This is a genomic window from Pseudonocardia tropica (assembly GCF_040105315.1).
Classification (GTDB): Bacteria; Actinomycetota; Actinomycetes; order Mycobacteriales; family Pseudonocardiaceae; genus Pseudonocardia; species Pseudonocardia alni.
On the sequence record NZ_JBEDNP010000012.1, the window covers coordinates 38356 to 58833 of the forward strand.

Consider the following 20478-nt stretch of genomic DNA (forward strand, 5'->3'; position numbering starts at 1 on the left):
GCGCCCGATCCGTCGGCTCGCCCGGGATCGACGGCGTCGCCGGTGGGCTCGCGGAGTTCGCGCTCGTCGCCGTCAGCTCGTGTTCTGGACCTTCGTCGCCAGCAGCTCCCAGCTGCGCCACCAGCTCTCCCGGCGCGGCGCCGGGCCGGTGACGATCAGCTCGTCGGCGTCGGCGCGGGCGGCGAAGTCCTCCAGGTACGCGGTGACGGTCTCCGGTGTCCCGACCGCGGTGTAGCGGGTCATCGACCGGATCTGCCCGCCCGAGGCGCTGTCGAGGACGGCGTCGGCCTCCGCGTCGGTGAGCGAGGCACCGCGACGGCCGGTGAACAGCCGGACCCGGGACCGCTGCACCTCGCGCCGGATCTGCTGTGCCTCGTCGTCGGAGTCGGCGGCGATGACGTTCACCCCGGCCAGGACGTGCGGGGCGGACAGCTGTCCCGACGGCCGGAACTCCCGGCGGTAGAGCGCCACGGCCTGCTCCAGGGCGTCCGGCGCGAAGTGCGAGGCGAAGCCGTAGGGCAGCCCCAGCGCGGCCGCGACCCGGGCGCCGTAGAGCGAGGACCCCAGGATCGTCAGCGGGACGCCGGTGCCGCGGCCCGGGTGGGCCTCGACGCCCGGGACCAGGCTGGTGGTCCCGAGGAACGCCTGCAGCTCCTGCACGTCCTGCGGGAAGGTCTCCGACGCGCGCGGGTCCCGTCGCAGCGCCGCGACGGTCGCCTGGTCGGTGCCGGGCGCGCGGCCGAGCCCCAGCTCGATGCGGCCGGGGTGGAGCTCGGCGAGGGTGCCGAACTGCTCGGCGATCTGCAGCGGCGAGTGGTTCGGCAGCATCACGCCGCCGGAGCCGAGCGTGATGCGCTCGGTGTGCGCGGCGACGTGGGCGATGAGCACGCTCGTCGCCGCCGACGCGATCGAGCCCATGTTGTGGTGCTCGGCGTACCAGATCCGGCGGAACCCCCACTCCTCGGCGCGTTGCGCCAGCAGGGTGCTGGCCTCCAGGCCCTGGGCGACGGTCTCACCCCGGGCGACGGTGGCCAGGTCCAGGATCGACAACGGCAGCGGTAGCGGCATGACAGCACCTCACGATCGACACGGTGACCCTCCCGGCAACGAACCGGAGGCGCATCCTCTTCCGCTCCGCGGGATCCGGATCGGAAATGTGGTGAGCCCGGGGGTGGCGGGCCGCTACGGTCCCGGCTCCGGGACGAGGAGGCGCGGGTGACGTTGCACGACGACCAGCCGGAGATCGACGACGCCCTGGTCCGCCGCCTGCTGCGCGCCCAGCTGCCGGACCTGGCGGGCCTGCCGCTGCGACGGCTGGACTCCGCGGGCAGCACCAACGCGATCCACCGGCTCGGCACCGGGTTCACCGTCCGGCTCCCGCTCACCGCGGGCGGGGCCGAGGGGGTGCACCGGGAGGCCCGCTGGGCGCCGGTCCTGGCCCGGGCCGGCCCGCTGCCGGTGCCCGAGGTCGTCGCGACCCGGGAGCCCGGCGAGGGCTACCCGTGGCCGTGGGCGGTGCACCGCTGGATCGACGGCGAGGTCCTGGCCGAGGGTCGGGTACCGGACCCGGGGCGCACGGCCCGCGACCTCGGGGCGTTCGTCGTCGCACTGCGCGGGGTGGACCCGGCCGGGGCGCCGCCCGCGCACCGCACCGGGCCGCTCGCCGGCGCCGACGCCGAGGTCAGGGACGCGATCGACCGGCTCCGGCACGGGGGCGAACCCCTCGACACCGGCGCCGCGACCGCGGCCTGGGAGACGGCGCTCGCCGTCCCGGGGCCGACCGGCCCGCCGGTCTGGGTGCACGCCGACCTCATGCCCGGCAACCTGCTGGCGCGCGGTGGCCGGCTCGCCGCGGTCCTCGACCTGGCGACCGCGGGGCTCGGCGACCCGGCGGTGGACCTCGTCCCCGCGTGGAACCTGCTCCCGCTGCCGGCCGTCGCGGCCTTCCGGGGCGCCGTCGACGCCGACGACGCGACCTGGGCCCGCGGGCGCGGCTGGGCGCTGGCGATGGCACTGGTGCAGCTGCCGTACTACCGCGCCAGCCACCCGGTCATCGCCGCCAACGCCCGTCACGTGCTGGGCCGGATCCTCGGCGACGTCTGACCGCGCCCTCCCGGTCGCGCCGGCTCAGGACGGCGGGAAGTCCTGCACCCCCAGCGCGACGGCGATCCGGCCCAGCGCCGCCCGGTCCGCCGCGTCGAGCCGGTCGAGGACGAGGGCACGGACCGCACGCAGATGGGTCGGCGCCGCGGCGTGCACGACGTCGAACCCGGCGTCGGTGAGGGCGGCGAGGGTGTAGCGGCCGTCGTCGGGGTCGGGGGAGCGGTGCATCCAGCCGCGGCCCTCCAGTCGTTTGACCACGTTGGACAGCCGGGACAGCGAGCCGTTGGTCAGGAAGGCGAGCTCGCTCATCCGCAGGCTGCGTCCCGGCGCCTCGGACAGGTGGCTGAGCGTCAGGTACTCGAACAGCGTCAGGCCGTGCGCCTGCTGCAGCGGTGCCTCCAGCCGGCCGGGCAGCAGCATGATCAGCGAGATCACGGCCGTCCACGCGGCCTTCTCCCCGCCGTCGAGCCATGTCGGCCCGTCGCCGTCGGCCTCCGGTGTCGCCCGGTCCGTCGTCACCTGTCGCTCCCGTCCCTCGGTCCCGGGTGGCACTTTACAGATGAAGCCATGACTTGTAGCTTGAATTCATGAGTGAAGTCATCGACCGCGAGACCGCCACCTTCCACGTCACGCCGGGCTACGGCGTGACCGCCCGCGACCTGCTCGGCTACAGCCAGGCGGTCCGGATCGGCGACCGGGTGGAGACCTCGGGCCAGGGCGGCTGGGACGACGACCTGGTCGTCGCCGAGGACCTGGAGCAGGAGATCGTGCAGGCGTTCGACAACGTCGCGCGCACGCTCGCCGAGGCGGGCGCGACCTGGGCCGACGTCGTGCACGTGAACTCGTACCACAAGGTCGCGCCCGGGTCCGACGCCATCGGCGACGAGCACAACCGGATCATGGTCCGGGAGTTCCGCAGCCGGCTCGGCGGGCGGGCCCCGGTGTGGACCCAGACCGGCGTCACCGTGCTCGGGCTCGCCACCATGCGGGTCGAGATCCGGGTGACCGCCCTGGTGGAGGGGGCCGGCTGAGGGTGCCTCAACGGGTCCGCTCGTAGTGTCGGCGCGCCTTGGCGCGGTTCCCGCAGACCGCCATCGAGCACCACCGGGCGCGGTTCGCGCGGCTGCGGTCGAGCAGGAACAGCCGGCAGGCGTCGTTCGCGCAGGGGCGCAGCCGGCCGGGCAGCTCCTCCTCGACGGCGGCCCAGGCGAGGACGGCCTCGACGGCGAGCCGGGCGTGCGGGGGAGCGACGGTCCGCCAGGTCAGCCGCCCGTCGGTGAGCTCCGGCGACCGGTGCACGCCGTCGAGGAGCGGGGCCAGTGCGACGCCCGGGTCGGTGTCCCCCCGTGCGACCCGGGTGAGGGCGTCCCGCGCGTCGCGCAGCACCGCCAGCTCCTCCGGGCCGCCGTCGCCGCCGTGCGCCCGCGCCCAGCGGCTCCCCGCGGCGGGGTCGCGGAGGGTGTCGCGCTCCGCGCCGTCGACCAGGGGTCTGCTGTTGAGCAGGTTCAGCAGCAGGTCCACGTCGTCTCCTAACCGCATCAAGTCCTTTGACAGGTTACATGCGGGCGTGCTTCCGTGGGGGGGTCTAACCACATCAAGCACGTGAAGGAGTTAGTCATGCCGATCGTCCACCACCGGACCGCGACCGTCGACGGACACGAGATCTTCTACCGGGAGGCCGGTCCCGCCGACGCGCCCACGATCGTCCTCCTGCACGGCTACCCGACCAGCTCGTCGATGTTCCGGCAGCTGATCCCGCTGCTGGCCGGCGACCACCATGTGATCGCGCCGGACCACCTCGGCTTCGGGCACTCCGCCGCCCCGCCGGCGTCGGAGTTCGACTACACCTTCGACGCGCTCGCGACCATCACCGACGGGCTGCTCGAGCTGCTGGGCGTCGACCGCTACGCCCTCTACGTCCAGGACTACGGCGCACCGATCGGCTGGCGGCTCGCACTCGCCCACCCGGAGCGGATCACCGCGATCGTCACCCAGAACGGCAACGGCTACGAGGACGGGTTCGTCGAGTCGTTCTGGACCGACGTCTGGGCCTACGGGGACGCGCCCGGCCCGGAGACCGAGCCCGCCGTCCGTGCCGCCCTCGACCTCGACGCCATCCGGTGGCAGTACCTGCACGGGGTGCCCGACCCGGGCACGGTGGACCCGGACACCTGGCACCACGACCACGCGCTCGTCTCCCGGGAGGGCAACGACGCGGTCCAGCTCGCGCTGTTCCGCGACTACCGCAACAACCGCCCGCTCTACCCGCGCCTGCACGGGTTCCTGCGCACCGCCGGGGTCCCGGTGCTGGCGGTGTGGGGGCGCAACGACGAGATCTTCGGACCGGACGGGGCGCGGGCGTTCGCCCGCGACGCCCGGGACGTCGAGGTGCACCTGGTGGACGGCGGCCACTTCCTGCTCGAGAGCCACCTCGACGTCGTCGCCGGCCACCTGCGGCGCTTCCTGGAGCGGGTCCCGCGCTGAGGGCGTGCGCCCGGCGGCGGATGCGCGGTCAGTCCCGGCCGTCGTCCTGGATCCCACCGGCCGCGTCGCCCAGGACGGCGTCCACGGCCAGGTAGAGGGTCTCGGTCTCGGTCCGCAGGATCGAGTCCGCGGCGGGCAGCGCCCGTTCCATGCCGAGCCCGTCGACCACGGTCATGAGGAACCGTGCCCGCCGCGCGTTGTCGCCCGGGGCGAGCTCGCCCTCGTCGACCAGGGTCGTCAGCCAGTACTCGACCCGGCGCCGCACCTCGCGCTCGATGGCGAGGTAGGCCCTCCGGTTCTCCTCGGTCGGCTCGGGCACGACGAAGGTGTCGACCGCGGTCCGCAGCGCCCGGCGCGCCTGCTCCCCGACCCCGGTCCGGGTCAGCACCTCCCGCAGACAGGCGGCGAGGCGGTCCCGGGCCGGCACCGCGGTGTCGTGGATGGCGTCGTCGGGGGCGACGAGGTCGTAGACGCGGGTCAGGACCTCGTCCTGCAGCGCCCGCTGGGTCGGGAAGTGGTGGCGCAGCGAGCCGGTGCTGACCCCGGCCCGCGCGGCGACCGCGCGCACGCTCAGCCGGGTCCCCGGGTCCTGGCCGAACAGCTCCATCGCGGCCAGGAGCACCCGGTCCCGGCTGCCGAGCCTCCGCCGCTGCGTCTCGTCCACCCCTGGCAGCCTACTAGTACACCGTGTTAGCGTGCCGGCGAACGGACCAACACAGTGTGTTGGTCGGGACACGGTTTCGGGGGGACCAGATGCTGACCGAGTGGCGACGACACCGCGCCGTCCGACGGGTGAAGCCGGGCGACGGCAGCCCACTGAAGCGTTTCCGCTGGTGGCAGCTGTTCCTGGGGCGCGCCCTGCTGCACCTGGACCTGGTCGGCGCCGACGGGCGGCCGGTGCGGTACTCCGTCGACGTGCGCCACCAGGGCAGCGGGGAGACCGGGCAGGTCGTCGCGCAGGTCTACCGCGACGGGCGACACCACGCGTCGTCGCGGGTGCCGGCCGTCGTCCCGGTCGAGGGCGGCGCGATCGAGGTCGCGACGAGCGCGTTCGGGGTGAAGCGCTGCCGGTACGTCACCGCCGCCGGTGCGGTCCGGCAGCTCGTCCCGGACCCGCGCTCGGCGGAGGGCCGCCGGGCCCGCCTGGAGCGCGAGCACCCGTCGCTCAGCCGCGTGCTCGGTGCCGTGTCGGTGGTGGCGCTGGTCGTCGGCGTCGGGCTGAACCTGCTGCAGCTGCTGGAGCCGCTCAGCCGGATCCCGCCGGTCGCGGCGGCGGTCGGGGTGTTCGAGTCGCCGGTCCACCTGCCGATCTGGCTCAACATCGCGCTCGGTCTCGCGGCCGCCCTGGCCAGCACCGAACGGGCGCTGCGGCTGCGCTACCACTGGCTGCTCGACGGCGTCGGCAACTGAGCCGGGCGTGCCCCGGCGGTCCGTCCGGGGCACGCGACCGGTCAGGCGGCCGGTTCCGAACCAGCGGCGGGCCGCCCGCCCGAACGCCGCGGGATCGGGCCGGCCCCCGCCGACCAGGCCACGACGCCGTCGGGGCGCAGGAGCACGGTGCCGGCGCCGAGGTCGTCGCGCAGCGGCACCCGGGCGACCGCGGTCAGTGACCCGGGTCACGATCGCTGGAGTGTGCCGTGACGGCCGACGGTGCCATGGGTCCCAGGCACCGGGGACGGTCCCCGGCTCCGTGAGGAGGCACCGATGACCCAGGCACCGACGACCCAGGCACCGACGACCCAGGCACCGACGACCCGGACACCCACGCGCACCCGCATCACCCTCGAGGACTTCTTCGCCGACCCGGAGTTCGCCGGGCCGTCGCTGTCGCCGGACGGGACGCGCATCGCCTACCTGGCGGCGCACCGCGGACGGCGCAACCTCTGGGTCCGCGGCGTCGACGAGACCCACGCCGACGCCGTCGCGGTCACCCACGACACCCGCCGCGGGATCTCCCGCTACCACTGGACCGGCGACCCGCGCTGGATGCTCTACGAGCAGGACACCGACGGCAACGAGGACTGGCACCTGTACCGGGTCGACCTCGACGCCCCCGGCGAGCCCGCCGTCGACCTCACGCCGATGGCGCCGGGCTCGCGGGTGTTCGGGGTCGAGCCCGCGCACGAGCGCCCCGGCACCGTGCTGGTCTGGATGAACCCCGACCCGATGTCGATCGACATGTTCCGGGTCGACCTCGCGACCGGGGAGACCACGCTGGAGCTGGCCCAGCCCGGGCTGCGCGAGACCTGGCTGACCGACCGCGAGGGGCGCCCGGCGTTCCACTCGGTCATGACCGAGGCCGGCGACTACGAGTTCTCCGCGGTCGACCCCGACGGCGGGCGACGGCTGCTGCGCACCGTCGGCGGCCCGGAGCACCCGGTCGGCGTGTACCCGCAGATGGTCACCCCCGACGGCACCGGCCTGCTCCTGGGGCTCTACCAGGACTCCGACGACCTGCGGCTGGTGCGGATCGACCGGGAGACCGGCGAGCAGACCGTGGTGTCCGCGGTGGACGGGACGAGCCTGGACACGCTCGGGATGCTCGGCCCCGGCCTGCCGCAGACGCTGCTCACCGACCGTGCCACCGGTGAGGTCGTCGCCGCCCGGTACGTGGGGGACCGGCCGCACCTGGAGATCCTCGACCCGGACTTCGCACCGGTGTACGAGGCCCTGTCCGCGCTGTCCGACGGCGTGCTGGAGTCGGCCTCCTCCGACGAGTCCGGGCGGCTCTGGATCGCCGGCTACACCCACGACCGCGAGCCGGGCGTGTACCGGCTCTACGACCACGCCACGGGGGAGAGCCGGGAGCTGTTCCGCGCCCACCCGCAGCTCGACCCGGCCGACCTCGTGCCGACCGGCGCGGTGTCGTTCGCCGCCCGCGACGGCCTGCCGCTGCACGGCTTCCTCACCCTGCCCCCGGGCGCGACCCGGCAGGACGCGGCCGCCGAGCGGCCACCCCTGGTCCTGGTCGTGCACGGCGGACCGTGGGCGCACGACACCTGGGGCTACGACCCCGAGGTCCAGTTCCTCGCGAACCGCGGGTACGCCGTGCTGCAGGTCAACTTCCGGGGCTCCACCGGCTACGGCCGCCGCCACCTCACCGCCGCGATCGGCGAGCTCGCGGGCGCGATGCACGACGACCTGATCGACGCCTGCGACTGGGCCGTCGGGCAGGGCTGGGCCGACCCGGACCGGATCGGCATCTACGGCGGCTCCTACGGCGGGTACGCCGCGCTGGTCGGCGTGACCGTCACCCCGGACCGCTTCGCCGCCGCCGTCGACTACGTCGGCATCTCCGACCTGGCCAACTTCATGCGGACCCTGCCCGAGTTCGTCCGGCCCTACCAGGTCAACGCCTGGTACCGCTACGCGGGCGACCCGGACGTGCCGGAGCAGGCGGCCGACCTCGCGGCCCGCTCGCCGATCACCATGGTCGACCGGATCCGCACGCCGCTGCTGGTCGCGCAGGGCGCCAACGACGCCCGCGTCGTGCAGGCCGAGTCGGACAACATCGTGGCCTCGCTGCGCGAGCGCGGGGTGCCGGTGGAGTACCTGCTCGCCACCGACGAGGGGCACGGCTTCGGCAACCCGGAGAACCGGATCCGGCTGTTCCGGGCGATCGAGCGCCACTTCGCCGAGCACCTCGGCGGCTCCGCCTGAGCCCGTCGTTTCGCCGCACCGCCCCGGGGTAGCCGTCCCGGGGACACGGTGTCGAGCGACACGTCGGCGCACGCCGGCGGGACGGAGTGGACATGGCGAAGCACGTGGCGGCGGTCTGGGTACCGGTGACCGACATGAAGCGGGCGACCGCGTTCTACCGGGACGTCCTCGGCCTGGCCGTGACGATGGAGAGCGACGACTGGACCGAGCTCGACGCCGGCGGCCTCACCATCGGGCTCAACGGCCGGGAGACCGCGGAGACCGCCGACCACGGCGGTGCCGTGATCAGCTTCCGCCCGGAGACGTCCATCGAGGAGGCTCTCGACGACCTGACGCAGCGCGGCGGCCACGTCCAGGGCGACATCAGCGAGCACTCCTGGGGCCGGATCTTCCCGTTCCGCGACACCGAGGGCAACGACCTGCAGTTCTACACGCCACCGGCGAGCTGACCCGGCCGTTCACGCCGCCAGGTCGGCCTCCAGCGCCTCGGTGAGCAGCGCGACCAGGGCCTCGCGCTGCACGTCGGCCGACGAGCCGGACACGTCGTCGGCGCCGTCGAGCGCCGCCGCCGCGAGGCCGGCCTTGGAGTCGATCAGGTCCGCGATCCGGGCGTCGATCGTCTGCGCGGCGAGGATCCGCCACGCGGTCACCGGTTCGAACTGTCCGATCCGGTGGCTGCGGTCGATCGCCTGGGTCTGCTCGGCCGCGGTCCAGGACAGCTCCGCGAGCACGATGTTCGACGCGACCTGCAGGTTGAGCCCGACCCCCGCCGCGGTCAGCGAGCACACCGCCACCGCGACGCCCGGGTCGTTCACGAACGAGTCGATGTTGCGCTGGCGCACCGCCGGCGTCTGGTCGCCGCGGATCGAGGAGTACCGCACGCCCTGCTTGGCGAAGGTCTGCTCGGCGGCGTCCATGACGTCGACGTGCTTGGCGAAGAACACGACCTTGCCCGCGCTGCGCGCGATCTGGACCGCGTAGTCCGCCGCCAGCCCCGCCTTGGCCCGGCCGAGGCGGCGCATCATCGTGAACACGTTGTCCCCGGAGCCCGCCTCCGCGGCGTCCTTCTGCTCCCAGCCCGCGACGTCGCGGACCAGGCCGTGGTCGATGCCCTCGACCGTCGGGCCGGACCGGCGGGCGCCGAGCGCGGCGGTGTAGCGGGCGACCATCCGCCGGGCCAGCGCCTTCTCCGCGGCCCGGATGGACCGGCCGGTCGGGCCGTCGATCTCGACGGGCAGGTCGGCGATGCGCCGGGCCGGGATGTCCGCGGCGACGTCGATCTTGCGACGGCGCACGATGCCCATGTCGACGACGCACTGGCGGGCGGCGCGCTCGAACAGCCCGTCGGCCGGAGTCATGCCGGTCGCGGTCAGCGCGTCGAGCAGCTGGGCGCGCGGCGTGGTCGCGTCGATCCAGCCGAGGAACTGCCAGATGGCCAGGAAGTCCTCGACGTCGTTGATCAGCGGGGTGCCGGTCAGCGCCATCAGCAGCGGCCGCGGGATGAACGAGCGGATCCTCTCGGCGATCTCCAGGACGTGCTGGGACCGCTGGGAGGTGCGGTTCTTGATGAAGTGCGCCTCGTCGACGACCATCCCGCGGAACCCGAAGTCGCCCAGCCAGCCGATGTGCCGGTCGAGCACCTCGTAGTTGACGACGACGATGTCGGCGAAGCCGTCGACGGAGTCGCCGTTGCCCTGGATCGCGGTCGCGGCCCGGCGCGGCGCCCACAGCGCGGCCTCGCGCACCCAGTTGGTCTTCACCACGTTCGGCACGACGACCAGCAGCGGGTAGGCGTTCGCCGCCTCCGCCGCGCGCAGTGCCTGCGCGGTCTTGCCCAGGCCGGGCTCGTCGGCGAGCAGGAAGGTGCGGTGCCCGTTCTCCGCGGCGGCGACGAGCTTCGCCTGGTGCGGCATCAGCTCCCGCCCGCCGGGGACCGGACGGGTCGAGGGCTCGGGCAGCTCCATGCAGGCCGGTGCACCCGCCCCGGCGCGCTCGAAGGAGCGCAGCAGCGGGCCGAGCAGCTCCCAACCGGTCAGCGGCGTCGGGCGCGGGCCGCTCGGCGGCGCGGCGGAGAAGTCGGGCGCGAGGAACGGGTTCGCCATCTGCCGGGCCACCACGGACTGCGGCACGACCTGCGGCTTCGCCGGGACCAGCGGGACCTCGACGGGCTCCGGTTCCGGCTCGGGCTCGTCGACCTCGATCCCGGCCGAGCGCAGCATCTCCCGCTTGAGCGCGCGCGCCGAGTCGGAGACGACGGCGTCGTCGGCGAGCAGCGCCAGCAGGCCCGCGTCGCGGACCGCGTCCATCGCCAGCGCCTTCGCGATCTCGTCGAGACGCTGCAGGGTCTCGGCCCGCTTCGCGTCGTCGTGCCGGTCGCGGACCCGGGCCCGTTCGTCGCGCAGCAGCAGCGCCACGGTCTGGAACTTGGTGCGGGTGGCCGGGGTGACCCGGCCGGTCCGCAGGGCCGTCCGCACCTCGCGGGCGGCCCCGGTCAGCACCGACATCACGTCGTTGCCGCGCGGGCGGCGTCGTCGCTGGGGGGTGCCCTGGCGAGCCCCGGTCCGGGGCCTGCCTCCTCGCGCCACGTACTGCTCCTGTCGACGTCCTGCGGCGCCGGTCCGTGGCCGCGTCCCGTGGGGGCCGCGGCCGGACGTGCTCGACGTGACGAAGGGCCGGATGGCCCCTCCGCACCACGAACCGGCCGGTGGGGGATCGCAGTCACGGAGGTCGGCGGTCCGGCTGCGGGAAGCGCCACAGGCCGTCGACGGTGTCCGGGACCCGCCGTACGACCCGGCCGTGGAACACCCGGGACGGTCGGCAGATCTGATCCGGTACCCACCCTACCCCGTGCGGACCCGTACGGCGCGTGACACACCGGTGGCGGAGGACACCACCGCCGCTACCGGTCCGGGCCGACCGGTCCCTCGATGCGGAACAGCCGTCGCGCGGTGCCCTCGGTGGACAGGTCGCGGTCGGCGGCGGCGACCCCCGTCGAGGGTCTCCGCGACCTCCGCCCGCGACGGGTGCCGGACGGGGTGGTCGGTGGAGAACCGCAGCCGGTCGGGGGTCGTCACCGCCGGCGTCTGCCGCAGGTGCGCGGGGTCGAGCATCCCCGAGCAGGGCGACCGGGAGCACCTGCAGGTCGACGCCCCGGGCGTCCATCGCGGCGAGCCGGCCCGCGCCGATGCTGCCGGGTCGGTGCCGGGTCAGCCGCGCAGGATCCGCGGGATCGCCTGCCGCACCGCGGCGAGGTCGGTGAGGACCTCGACCGCGCCGGCCGCGGTCAGCTCGTCGACACCCGCCCCGCCGGTGCGCACCGCGTAGGCGGGGTGCCCGGCGGCCGCGGCGGCGCGCACGTCCCACTCGGAGTCGCCCAGGACGAACGCGGTCGACCCGGCGACCCGGCGCACCGCCGCCTTGATCAGGTCCGGGTCGGGCTTGGTGCGGCGCGCGTCGGACCGGGTGAGGCAGGCGTCCGCGAGGTCGCGGCCGCCGAACAGGTCCAGGTAGGCCTCGACGTGTCCGGGATCGCCGGAGCTGGCCAGCACCACCTTCATCCCGAACCCGTCGCGCAGGTCGACGAGCAGCTCCGCCGCCTCGGGCAGGGCGACGACCTCGCCGAGCAGCGGGTCGAACTCCTCCTTCCACGCGGCGCGGGCGTCGTCGCCGTGGGTGTCCTCGAACCCCTGACCGGCGACGGCGGGCACCAGCTGGTCCCCGCCCATCCCGACCGCACGGTGCAGCCGCCACAGCGGCACCGTGACGTCGAACCGGCGCAGGGCGCGGGACCAGGCGATGGCGTGGTGGTAGTTGGTGTCGACGAGCGTGCCGTCGACGTCGATCACCGCGGTGTCGGGGGTCGTCATCCGGCCGGGGTACCCACGCGCCAGGGGTCCACGCGGTCCCGGCCGGTGTGGTCGGGCCCGAGCGCCGCGCGGGTGTGGACCCGCCCCCGGCGGGTACCCCGAGCGACGCCGACGACGGGGAGTGCGCAGATGCCGCAGGTACGGGTGAAGGCCGTCGGCACCGACGCGGCCACGACCAGCCGGGTCGTCCTGCTGGAGGAGACGTCCGGGGCGGGGCGGATCGTCGTCGTCGCGGTGGGGGAGGCCGAGGCGCTGGCCGCGGCCGCCGCCCTGGAGGGGGTGCAGAGCGCCCGCCCCGGCACCCACCGGCTGATCGGCGCCGTGCTCCTCGCCGCGGGCCGCCGCCTGGTCCGGGTCCGCGTGCACACCCTGCGCGACGCGGTGTTCCACGCCGAGCTCGACCTCGACGACGGCACCCGCGTCGACTCGCGCACCAGCGACGCGGTGGTCCTGGCGCTGCTGCTCGGCGCCGACATCGTGGTCGCCGACGCGGTGCTGACCGTGGCCGGGGTCGATCCGTCGACGGTGGTGGTGGAGGGGCTGGGCACCGGCTCCGGCGAGCTGGAGGCGTTCCGCCGGTTCCTCGACACCGCCACGCCCGACGACTTCGACGAGCCGCCGCGCTGAGCTCAGCGGGTGTCGGGGGTGCCCGGCGCCGACGACGCCGGGGCGTTGCGGCGGACCAGGTCCGAGCCGGTGTCCAGGTCGTCGTCGGCCTGGTGCGTGGCGATCCCGCACAGCAGACCGTCGCGGGTGTACCAGGCGCTGAACCCGCCGCCGGGGTGGGTCGTGACCGCGACCTCGTCGAAGCCGTCGCCCCAGGCGGAGTACTTCAGGACGCGCCCGCCGATGTCGGACCAGAAGCCGGGCGGGGAGTCCCACACGGCGTCGCCGCCGGCCGCGGTGGTCCCGGCGATGCGGCCCATCTCCTCGGCGTCCCCCCAGTGCTCGACGGCGAGGTGCCGCCCGGCGGCGGCGTTGCGCGCCGACACCAGGTCGCCGGCGGCGAGGACGCCGGGGACCGCGGTGCGCATCCGCTCGTCGACGACCACCCGGCCCCCGGGCACCGGCAGCCCCGCCGACGCCGCGAGCGACACCCGCGGCCGGGCACCCGCCGCGACCAGGACGACGTCGGCGTCGACGGGGTGTCCGTCGCGGACGTGCACCCGCCGTCCCCCCGCGGTCGGGTCGATCCCGGTCACCTCGGCGGTGCCGCGCAGCCACACCCCGGCCTCGGACAGCCAGTCGGCGAGGCGGTCGCCGACGGCGTCACCGAGCCGGGCCGCCTGCGGCACCCGCTCGGTGCCGCACACGGTGACGGTCAGGCCGCGGCCGGCCAGGGCGGCGGCGGCCTCGCAGCCGATGAACCCCGATCCGACGACGACCACCGACCCGGCGCCGGACAGACCCTCCAGCAGCGCCCGGGCGTCGGCCAGGGAGCGCAGCAGGTGCACGACGCCGTCGGCGGGGTCCGCGCCGGGCACCGGGAGCGGCACCGGTTCCGCCCCGGTGGCCAGCACGCACGCGGTGAACCCGACGGTGGTCCCGTCCGCGAGGCGGGCGCGCCGCTCGGCCGGGGACAACGCGGTGACGGCCGTCCCGACCCGGATCGCGACGTCGTCGAGGCCGGTCAGGTCCTCGAGCAGCAGGCCGTCGTCGTCGGTGCCCGTGGGGTCACCGGAACGCAGCAGGTCCTTCGACAGCGCCGGCCGGAAGTACGGCGGCCGGTCGTCGTCGCCGACCAGCAGCACCGTGCCGGGCCCCCCGGCTCCGCGGTAGGCGGCCGCGGCCGCGTGCGCCGCGGGCCCGCCGCCGACGACGAGGAGGCCGACCGTCCCGGTAGGTGCGAGGCTCATGCGACCGGCCTACCCGCCCCGCCCGCGCCGACACCCGGCCCGCTCCGGGGGAGGGCCGCCGCACCGGCGTCGCGCAGCAGGTCGGCGAGCCCGCCGCGGGCCCGGCCGCGGGTGCGGGCGCTGGTCCGCACCGTCGCGGGCGCACCCGCGACGACCCGGTAGCCGGCGGCCCGCAGCCGGGCGACGAGCCCGTGGTCCTCACCGCAGGCCAGCGGCGGGAACCCGCCCACCGCGGCCCACGCGTCGGCGCGCACGCCCAGGTTCGCGCCGTACACCGGGTGCTCGGGCGGCGCGGGCTCCCCGGGCGGGCGCGGCAGCCCGGGCACGTCGAGCACCACCCCACCGGCGACGGCGTCGGCGCCGGCCGCGGCCAGCGCCAGGTGCGCGGCGACCCAGCCGGGGGCCACGGTGCCGTCGGCGTCGGTGCCGAGCAGCCAGGTCGTGGCCGGGGCGGCGCCGTCGGCGGCGAGCAGCGCGGCCAGGGTGGCGGCGGCGAGCTCGCGGACCGCGCCGATCGTGACCGGTCCGGCGACCTGGTGCGGCCGGGGCACCGACCGGCAGCCGGGCAGCGGGGCGACCCCGGCGGTGGGTTCGAGCACCGTCACCCGCACCCGGTCCGCGGCCGGGTGCGACGCGGCGGCGGCCCGGGCGAGCGCGGCGGTGGCGTCGGAGCAGCGGTCGGCGACCACGCACAGCGCCCGCGCGGTGAGCCCGGGCGCCCGGTCGAGGGCGGTCAGCACCGAGCGGACGCAGGCGGTGACGGTGCCCGCCTCGTCGTGGGCGGGGACGAGCACGCCCGCGGCGCACGGTGCGGCACCCGACCGCGTGGTCCGGCTCACCGGCGCCGGACCACGTGCAGGAGGAACTGCTCGTCGGTGTGCTCGACGAGGGTGTCGAAGCGGTCGTCGGCCACCACCCGTGCGTGCACGGTGGCGGCGTCGGCGGGTGCCTCGGCGGGCCACTGCCGCCAGTGCACGAGCACCAGGTCGCCGCCCGGCACCAGGGCGCCCGCGATGCGGTCGAGCACGGCGCCCACCCGCGCGGTGGGCAGGTAGTAGAGGAACTCGGCGAGCACCACGAGGTCGACGCCGCCGGGGACCGCCCGGTCGTCGTCGACGTCGGCCCGCAGGACCTCGACGCCCGGGGTCCCGCCGAGGGCGTCGGCGGTGGCGGCGACGGCCTCGGCGACCACGTCGGAGGCCACCACCCGGTCGCAGCGCGCCGCCAGGTCACGGGTCAGCGCACCGAGCCCGCAGGCCGGTTCGGCGGCCAGCGCGTAGCGCTCCCGCGGCAGGCAGGCCAGCAGCACCTCGCGCTTGCGCCGCTCGTAGAACGACGTGCGCACCTCCCAGGGGTCGGCGCCGTCGCGGTAGAGCCCGGCGAACAGCTCCGGCGGTGCCCCCGAGGGCGGCGGCTCCCGGAAGTAGACCTCGTGACCGCCGTGGAAGTGCGCGAGCGTCGCCGCGGACAGCACCGCCCGGGTCCCGCCGCGCGGCACCGCGGACTGCGACGCGTGCGCGGCGATCGCGCGGCGCTTGGCCGCCCGGTCCTCGGCGGACAGGATCAGCCGGTGGGCGCGGTCCCACGGCACGCCGGGGTCGGTCGGCGCGATCCGGGTGCGGGCCCAGATCGGGAACCCGTAGCCGTGCGCGGTCACCGGGGCCGCCTCCGGGCAGGCCCGGCCGACCGCGGCGTGGTCGGGGTGCGGGTCGCCGCGCCACGGGCTCGCCCAGGCGTCGGTGCCCGCGAGCAGCCCGGTGAGCGGCCCGACGAGCTGGTCCTCGCGCAGCGCCGAGTCGGGCAGCCCGAGCCGGTGCACGGTCGCGGGGACGCCCAGCTCGGCCAGTGCCGCGTCGAGCTCGGCGCGGCGGGTGCGGGCCAGCCCGGCCCGGTCGATCGATCCGACCTCGGGCAGGGCGGCCTCCCCGTCGCTGGCCAGGACGACCTCGACGGTGCCGCCCGCGGCGACGACCCCGCGCATGAGCCCGGCCGCGCCGAGCGTCTCGTCGTCGGGGTGGGCGCACACCACGACCAGGCGACCGAACGCCGACGGGTCGAGCCCGCGCCGGGTGCGGGCCGCGGCCGCCTCCTCCCAGGCGTCCGGGGGCTGCACGGGCTCCATCAGGTCGCCGGGGTGACCAGGGCGCGCCCGAGGGCGGCGAGGTCGCGTCCGCCGTGGTGCTGGCGCAGGTAGATCTGCAGGTCCGCGAGGCGCGCGGTGAGCAGCGGCGACCCGGCCAGCACGGCGACCCCGGCGATCTCGGGGGCGGCGTCGAGGACGGTGCGGCAGGCCCGCTCCACCGCGGCCCGCGCGGTGGCCACCGCGTCGCGGTGGGCGGCGGCGGGGTCGGCGTCGATCCGGGCGGCGGTGACGACGAGCAGGGCGTCCGCGGCGGCGACGGCGGCGTGCACCGTCCCGAGCGCGGCCAGCCGGTGCGGGTCCGGGTCGGCGGTGCGCAGCGGCGCCGCGACGTGGTCGACGACCGCGGCGGCCGCGCCCAGCCACACCGCGGCGACCCCGGCGCCGCCGTGGGCGAACCCGGGGCGGGCGGTGTAGGCGTCCGGCCCGCCGACCACGGCCTCGGCCGGCACGGGCACGTCGTGCAGGACGACGTCGTGGGTGTCGCTGGCGGCCATCCCGGCCGCCCGCCAGGCCGTCACCCGTTCCATCTGCGGGGCGCGCAGGTCCAGGTCCACGAGCCGGGAGCCGTCCCCGGCCCCGGCGACGACGAGTGCCCGGTCGAGCAGGTGGGTGCCCGAGCAGAACCGCACGGCGCCCGACAGGCGCAGCCCGCCGCGGCCGCCGTCGAGCCGGGCCCCGCCGCCGGAGCGCGACGCCCACACCCCGTAGCCGGCGCCCGGGACGGGGGAGCGGTGGTGGTCGGCGAGGATCGCGACGGCGTCGGCGTGCCCCTCGGCGAGCCGCGCTACCGGGAGGTCGCGTCGTGCGATGCGGGCCAGCCGCGCCCACCGGGTCGCGGTCGCCCCGGAACCGGGCAGCGGGAGCTCGAGCTCACCGGCGGCGACGGCGGCCGCGAGCGTGGCTCCGGCCCCGCCCGGGAACGGCTCGGCGGGGCCCCCGGGTGCGGGCACCGGGTCCAGGACGGTGCTGCCGGGCCCGGGGCGCCCCTCCCGGTGGTCGGTGCCGGGGACGTCGGGTCGGTGGTCGAGGCTCACGGGCTGCCGTATGTCCGGTCCCGGCGGGTCCAAACCCGACCGCAGGGTGGGGCTCAGCCGTACAGCCGCCGGTGGGCGAACCGCACCGCGCCGCGGTAGAGCACCCCGCCCGCCCCGGACGCCGCCAGTGCGGCCCGCGCCGCGTTGGCGCCCGGCCCGCCGTGCACCGCCCCGCCCGGGTGCGCCGACGCCCCGGCCAGGAACAGCCCCGGCACCGGGGTGTCGGCGCGGCCCAGGCCCGGCACCGGCCGGAACACCAGCTGCTGGTGCACCGCGGAGGTGCCCGCGGTGATCGCCCCGTCGACGAGGTTGCCGTCGCGGCCCTGCAGGTCCGCGGGCCCGGCGACGGCGCGGGCACGCACCCGCGACCCGAACCCGGGCGCGTGGTCCTCGACGACCTGCTGCATCCGGTCGGCCCAGCGCTGCACCTCGTCGCGGCCCCAGCCCAGGCCGCGCGGCACGTGGGTGTAGGCCCAGGCCGACTCGGTGCCGGGCGGGGAGCGGGTCGGGTCGGCCGTGGTCATCTGCCCGAACAGCAGGAACGGGTCGCCGGGCAGCCGGCCCGCGGTCAGGTCGGCGGCGTAGCGGCGCAGGCCGTCGAGGTCGGCGCCGAGGTGCACGGTGCCCGCCGACCAGGCACCCGGTGCGGTCCACGGCACCGGCCCGTCGAGCGCCCAGTCCAGCTTGACGGTGGAGAAGTCCCACTGGAACCGGGCGAGGTCGGCGACGAAGCGGGCCGGCAGGTGCTCCTCCCCGACGAGGTCGCGGTAGAGGCGGGGCGCGTCGACGTCGGCGAGCACCGCCCGGCGGGCGAGGACCCGCTGCCCGGCCGCGTCCACGACGCCGCAGGCCCGGCCGGACGGTCCGACCAGGACGGTCCGGATCGGCCGTCCGCAGTCGATCCGCCCCCCGCGGGCCGTCAGCCGGGCGACGAGCGCACCGGTCAGGGCCCCGGCCCCGCCTGCCGGGACGGGGAAGCCGACGCGCTGGCCGAGCATCGCCAGCAGCCAGCCGTAGGCGGCGCCCGCCGCGGAGTCCGGCCCGAGGTCGGTGTGCAGGGCGTTGCCCGCGAGCAGCAGCGGGGCGGCCCGGCCCCCGAAGTGCTCCTGGGCCATCCGCGACACCGGCTGCACCAGCATCCGGGCCAGTCGCAGGGCGTCGCCGGTGCCGAGCGTGCGCAGGAGCCGGGACGCCGGCCGGACCGGCGGGAACGGGCGCAGCGCGGCGGCGACGACGTCGTCGCCGATCCGGTCCCACTGCGCGACCAGCGCGCGCCAGGCGTCGCCGTCGCCGGGGTGGTCGTCGTCGAGCGCGGCGGCGGTGTCGTCGAGGCGGCGGTGCAGCACCGCGCACCGGCCGTCGGGGGTGGGGTGGGCGAGCACGGCGGGGGCGTGGCGCCACCGGAGCCCGTGCGCGCCGAGGTCGAGCTCGCGCAGCACCGGTGAGGCGGCGCCGAGCGGGTGGAACGCGCTGGCCAGGTCGCTGACGAAGCCCGGTGCGGTGATCTCCGCCGAGCGCACGGCGCCGCCCGGCGCCTCGGCGGCCTCGCAGACCAGGACGTCCCAGCCGGCGTCGGCGAGCAGGTTCGCCGCGACGAGGCCGTTGTGCCCGGCCCCGACCACGACGGCGTCGACCCGTTCGTCCACCCGTTCTCCCCCGTCAGCCGTCGAGGGGCAGTGTGCACCGCACGACGGCGTCGTACTCGGTCAGGCGGCTCAGCGCCGCGCGGCTGGACTCCGGGGCCGCCCGGTCGCGGTGGGCGACCACGAACCGCTGCCGGCGGGTGCCGGGTGCGCCCCCGTCGTGGTCGGCGAAGTGCAGGTAGGCCTCGACGATCTCGCGGTGCCGGCGCCGGGTCGGCTCGTCGTCGTCGCCGGTCGCGAGCCACGCGACGAAGGGGGCGAGCCGCGCGACGACGGCCGCCCGTCCGTCGTCGAACAGGAGCCCGGGAGGGGTGACGTGCTGGGGATCCACGGTGTTCCTCCGGCGGTGGGGGGTGTGACCGGAGGCGGCTACCCGCAGCCCCCCGGTCCATGCCGTTTCCGTCCGGTCCGCCCGGGTAGCCGGGCGCCCACCACCGATCCCGATCCCGACCCCGATCCCGACCCCGAGGAGAACACATGCGTGCCCTGACCTGGCACGGTCACCGCGACGTCCGGGTGGACACCGTGCCCGACCCGGTGATCGAGCAGCCCGACGACGTGGTCGTCCGGATCACCAGCTCCGGCCTGTGCGGCTCGGACCTGCACCTCTACGAGGTGCTGACCCCGTTCCTGTCACCCGGCGACATCCTCGGCCACGAGCCCATGGGCGTCGTCGCCGAGGTCGGCCCCGGGGTGACCGAGCTGTCGGTCGGCGACCGCGTCGTGGTCCCCTTCAACATCAGCTGCGGGCACTGCTGGATGTGCGACCGCGGCCTCCAGTCCCAGTGCGAGACCACCCAGAACCGCGAGCAGGGGACCGGCGCGTCGCTGTTCGGCTTCAGCTCCCTCTACGGGCAGGTCCCCGGTGGGCAGGCCGAGTACCTGCGGGTGCCCTTCGGCAACGCGCTGCCGATCCGGGTGCCCCACGGCCCGCCCGACGACCGGTTCGTCTTCCTCTCCGACGTCCTGCCGACCGCCTACCAGGCCGTGCAGTACGCCGCGACGCCCACCGACGGCACGCTGGTGGTGCTGGGACTCGGCCCGATCGGCGACATGTGCACCCGCATCGCCGCGCACCTCGGCGTGCGCCAGGTCATCGGCGTCGACCTCGTGCCGGAACGCCTGACCCGGGTCGCGGCGCGCGGGACCACCACGCTGGACCTCTCCCACGGCGACACCGACGTGCTCGACGCGATCGCGTCCCTGACCGCCGGCCGCGGCGCCGACGCGGTGATCGACGCGGTCGGGATGGAGGCCCACGGGTCCCCGGTCGCGGCCGCGGCCCAGCGGGTCGTCGCCGCCCTGCCGTCCGGGCTGGGACGCAGGGCGATGGAGACGACGGGCAGCGACCGCACCGCCGCCCTGGGGCTGGCGATCGGCGCCGTCCGGCGCGGCGGCACCGTCTCGCTGTCCGGCGTGTACGGCGGCAGCGCCACCCCGATGCCGCTGCTCACCCTGTTCGACAAGCAGGTGCAGATGCGGATGGGCCAGGCCAACGTGCGGCACTGGGTGCCCGAGCTGTTGCCGCTGCTCGGCGACGACGACCCGCTGGGCGTCGACGGGTTCGCCACCCACCGGGTGCCGCTGGAGCAGGCCCCGAAGGCCTACCGGATGTTCCAGAACAAGGAGGACGGGGCGGTGAAGATGCTCTTCACCCCCTGAGGTCCGGCGGCCACGGTGCCCTCGCCG

At 76.3% G+C, this 20478-nt stretch carries 21 protein-coding genes; 8 read left to right on the forward strand and 13 right to left on the reverse strand.

The window, feature by feature from the left end; genetic code table 11:
- Positions 1-72 precede the first annotated feature (72 nt).
- A complete protein-coding gene (locus tag WHI96_RS19835) occupies positions 73-1068 on the reverse strand; it encodes an LLM class flavin-dependent oxidoreductase (protein WP_345644748.1) in 996 nt (331 codons plus the stop codon).
- A gap of 147 nt (positions 1069-1215) precedes the next feature.
- Between WHI96_RS19835 and WHI96_RS19840 the strand changes: the two genes are divergently transcribed.
- Complete coding sequence (locus WHI96_RS19840) at positions 1216-2103, forward strand: aminoglycoside phosphotransferase family protein (RefSeq protein WP_345644751.1); 888 nt, start codon at positions 1216-1218, stop codon at positions 2101-2103.
- 24 nt (positions 2104-2127) lie between these two features.
- On the opposite strand, the gene WHI96_RS19845 is transcribed toward WHI96_RS19840, so the two are convergent.
- The gene (locus WHI96_RS19845; RefSeq protein ID WP_345644754.1) at positions 2128-2622 is read right to left on the reverse strand and encodes a MarR family winged helix-turn-helix transcriptional regulator; all 495 of its coding nucleotides are present in this window, start codon (positions 2620-2622) and stop codon (positions 2128-2130) included.
- 68 nt (positions 2623-2690) lie between these two features.
- Between WHI96_RS19845 and WHI96_RS19850 the strand changes: the two genes are divergently transcribed.
- Positions 2691-3134 carry a Rid family hydrolase gene (locus WHI96_RS19850; protein WP_345644757.1) on the forward strand — a complete coding sequence of 148 codons (444 nt, stop codon included), beginning with the start codon at positions 2691-2693 and terminating at the stop codon, positions 3132-3134.
- Positions 3135-3141: 7 nt separating this feature from the next.
- Here the strand turns inward: WHI96_RS19850 and WHI96_RS19855 are convergent, their stop codons facing one another.
- Entirely contained in the window at positions 3142-3624 is a 483-nt protein-coding gene (locus WHI96_RS19855; RefSeq protein ID WP_345644760.1) for a CGNR zinc finger domain-containing protein, read from the reverse strand.
- Positions 3625-3720: 96 nt separating this feature from the next.
- Here WHI96_RS19855 and WHI96_RS19860 point away from each other — a divergent pair, with 96 nt between their 5' ends.
- Positions 3721-4587 (forward strand): alpha/beta fold hydrolase, encoded by an 867-nt coding sequence (locus WHI96_RS19860; RefSeq protein WP_345644763.1) that lies wholly within the window; start codon positions 3721-3723, stop codon positions 4585-4587.
- A 28-nt stretch (positions 4588-4615) separates the two neighbouring features.
- On the opposite strand, the gene WHI96_RS19865 is transcribed toward WHI96_RS19860, so the two are convergent.
- The gene (locus tag WHI96_RS19865; protein ID WP_345644766.1) at positions 4616-5251 is read right to left on the reverse strand and encodes a TetR/AcrR family transcriptional regulator; all 636 of its coding nucleotides are present in this window, start codon (positions 5249-5251) and stop codon (positions 4616-4618) included.
- A gap of 89 nt (positions 5252-5340) precedes the next feature.
- On the opposite strand from WHI96_RS19865, the gene WHI96_RS19870 reads away from it, so the two are divergent.
- A complete protein-coding gene (locus tag WHI96_RS19870) occupies positions 5341-5997 on the forward strand; it encodes a hypothetical protein (RefSeq protein ID WP_345644769.1) in 657 nt (218 codons plus the stop codon).
- Positions 5998-6038: 41 nt separating this feature from the next.
- Here WHI96_RS19870 and WHI96_RS19875 read toward each other — a convergent pair whose 3' ends face one another.
- Positions 6039-6176 (reverse strand): hypothetical protein, encoded by a 138-nt coding sequence (locus tag WHI96_RS19875; RefSeq protein ID WP_345644771.1) that lies wholly within the window; start codon positions 6174-6176, stop codon positions 6039-6041.
- Between the two features lie 115 nt (positions 6177-6291).
- Here WHI96_RS19875 and WHI96_RS19880 point away from each other — a divergent pair, with 115 nt between their 5' ends.
- Complete coding sequence (locus WHI96_RS19880; protein ID WP_345644773.1) at positions 6292-8247, forward strand: S9 family peptidase; 1956 nt, start codon at positions 6292-6294, stop codon at positions 8245-8247.
- 92 nt (positions 8248-8339) lie between these two features.
- Positions 8340-8696, forward strand: a complete 357-nt coding sequence (locus WHI96_RS19885) for a VOC family protein (RefSeq protein ID WP_345644776.1) — start codon at positions 8340-8342, stop codon at positions 8694-8696.
- A gap of 9 nt (positions 8697-8705) precedes the next feature.
- Here WHI96_RS19885 and WHI96_RS19890 read toward each other — a convergent pair whose 3' ends face one another.
- A complete protein-coding gene (locus tag WHI96_RS19890) occupies positions 8706-10832 on the reverse strand; it encodes a DEAD/DEAH box helicase (protein WP_345644779.1) in 2127 nt (708 codons plus the stop codon).
- 621 nt (positions 10833-11453) lie between these two features.
- Positions 11454-12113: an HAD family hydrolase gene (locus WHI96_RS19895; RefSeq protein WP_345644782.1), complete on the reverse strand. Its 660-nt coding sequence runs from the start codon at positions 12111-12113 to the stop codon at positions 11454-11456.
- A gap of 129 nt (positions 12114-12242) precedes the next feature.
- Here WHI96_RS19895 and WHI96_RS19900 point away from each other — a divergent pair, with 129 nt between their 5' ends.
- Positions 12243-12740, forward strand: coding sequence for a bifunctional nuclease family protein (locus tag WHI96_RS19900; protein WP_345644785.1), 498 nt, complete (start codon positions 12243-12245; stop codon positions 12738-12740).
- 2 nt (positions 12741-12742) lie between these two features.
- Here WHI96_RS19900 and WHI96_RS19905 read toward each other — a convergent pair whose 3' ends face one another.
- Genes WHI96_RS19905 through WHI96_RS19930 form a run of 6 tightly spaced genes read right to left on the reverse strand, consistent with a single transcriptional unit; the run spans position 12743 to position 19120 of the window.
- Positions 12743-13969, reverse strand: a complete 1227-nt coding sequence (locus WHI96_RS19905; RefSeq protein ID WP_345644788.1) for an NAD(P)/FAD-dependent oxidoreductase — start codon at positions 13967-13969, stop codon at positions 12743-12745.
- Complete coding sequence (locus WHI96_RS19910) at positions 13966-14808, reverse strand: glycosyltransferase family 2 protein (RefSeq protein ID WP_345644790.1); 843 nt, start codon at positions 14806-14808, stop codon at positions 13966-13968. Before WHI96_RS19910 ends, WHI96_RS19905 begins: the two co-directional genes overlap by 4 nt.
- Entirely contained in the window at positions 14805-16082 is a 1278-nt protein-coding gene (locus tag WHI96_RS19915; protein WP_345644792.1) for a PIG-L family deacetylase, read from the reverse strand. The genes WHI96_RS19910 and WHI96_RS19915 overlap by 4 nt, the downstream gene beginning before the upstream one ends.
- A gap of 8 nt (positions 16083-16090) precedes the next feature.
- Complete coding sequence (locus WHI96_RS19920; RefSeq protein WP_345644795.1) at positions 16091-17146, reverse strand: acyl-CoA dehydrogenase; 1056 nt, start codon at positions 17144-17146, stop codon at positions 16091-16093.
- A gap of 53 nt (positions 17147-17199) precedes the next feature.
- Positions 17200-18792, reverse strand: coding sequence for a phytoene desaturase family protein (locus WHI96_RS19925; RefSeq protein ID WP_345644798.1), 1593 nt, complete (start codon positions 18790-18792; stop codon positions 17200-17202).
- 13 nt (positions 18793-18805) lie between these two features.
- Positions 18806-19120 (reverse strand): hypothetical protein, encoded by a 315-nt coding sequence (locus tag WHI96_RS19930; protein ID WP_345644801.1) that lies wholly within the window; start codon positions 19118-19120, stop codon positions 18806-18808.
- A 146-nt stretch (positions 19121-19266) separates the two neighbouring features.
- On the opposite strand from WHI96_RS19930, the gene WHI96_RS19935 reads away from it, so the two are divergent.
- Positions 19267-20451 (forward strand): alcohol dehydrogenase catalytic domain-containing protein, encoded by a 1185-nt coding sequence (locus WHI96_RS19935; RefSeq protein ID WP_345644804.1) that lies wholly within the window; start codon positions 19267-19269, stop codon positions 20449-20451.
- Positions 20452-20478: the final 27 nt, after the last annotated feature.

What these genes read in the sequence shown, in the direction of transcription:
- WHI96_RS19885 (WP_345644776.1), top strand. Translation starts at nt 8,340, where the DNA reads ATGGCGAAGCACGTGGCGGCGGTCTGGGTACCGGTGACCGACATGAAG.
- WHI96_RS19895 (WP_345644782.1), bottom strand. Translation starts at nt 12,113, where the DNA reads ATGACGACCCCCGACACCGCGGTGATCGACGTCGACGGCACGCTCGTC.
- WHI96_RS19850 (WP_345644757.1), top strand. Translation starts at nt 2,691, where the DNA reads ATGAGTGAAGTCATCGACCGCGAGACCGCCACCTTCCACGTCACGCCG.
- WHI96_RS19880 (WP_345644773.1), top strand. Translation starts at nt 6,292, where the DNA reads ATGACCCAGGCACCGACGACCCAGGCACCGACGACCCAGGCACCGACG.
- WHI96_RS19870 (WP_345644769.1), top strand. Translation starts at nt 5,341, where the DNA reads ATGCTGACCGAGTGGCGACGACACCGCGCCGTCCGACGGGTGAAGCCG.
- WHI96_RS19835 (WP_345644748.1), bottom strand. Translation starts at nt 1,068, where the DNA reads ATGCCGCTACCGCTGCCGTTGTCGATCCTGGACCTGGCCACCGTCGCC.
- WHI96_RS19860 (WP_345644763.1), top strand. Translation starts at nt 3,721, where the DNA reads ATGCCGATCGTCCACCACCGGACCGCGACCGTCGACGGACACGAGATC.
- WHI96_RS19900 (WP_345644785.1), top strand. Translation starts at nt 12,243, where the DNA reads ATGCCGCAGGTACGGGTGAAGGCCGTCGGCACCGACGCGGCCACGACC.
- WHI96_RS19905 (WP_345644788.1), bottom strand. Translation starts at nt 13,969, where the DNA reads ATGAGCCTCGCACCTACCGGGACGGTCGGCCTCCTCGTCGTCGGCGGC.
- WHI96_RS19935 (WP_345644804.1), top strand. Translation starts at nt 19,267, where the DNA reads ATGCGTGCCCTGACCTGGCACGGTCACCGCGACGTCCGGGTGGACACC.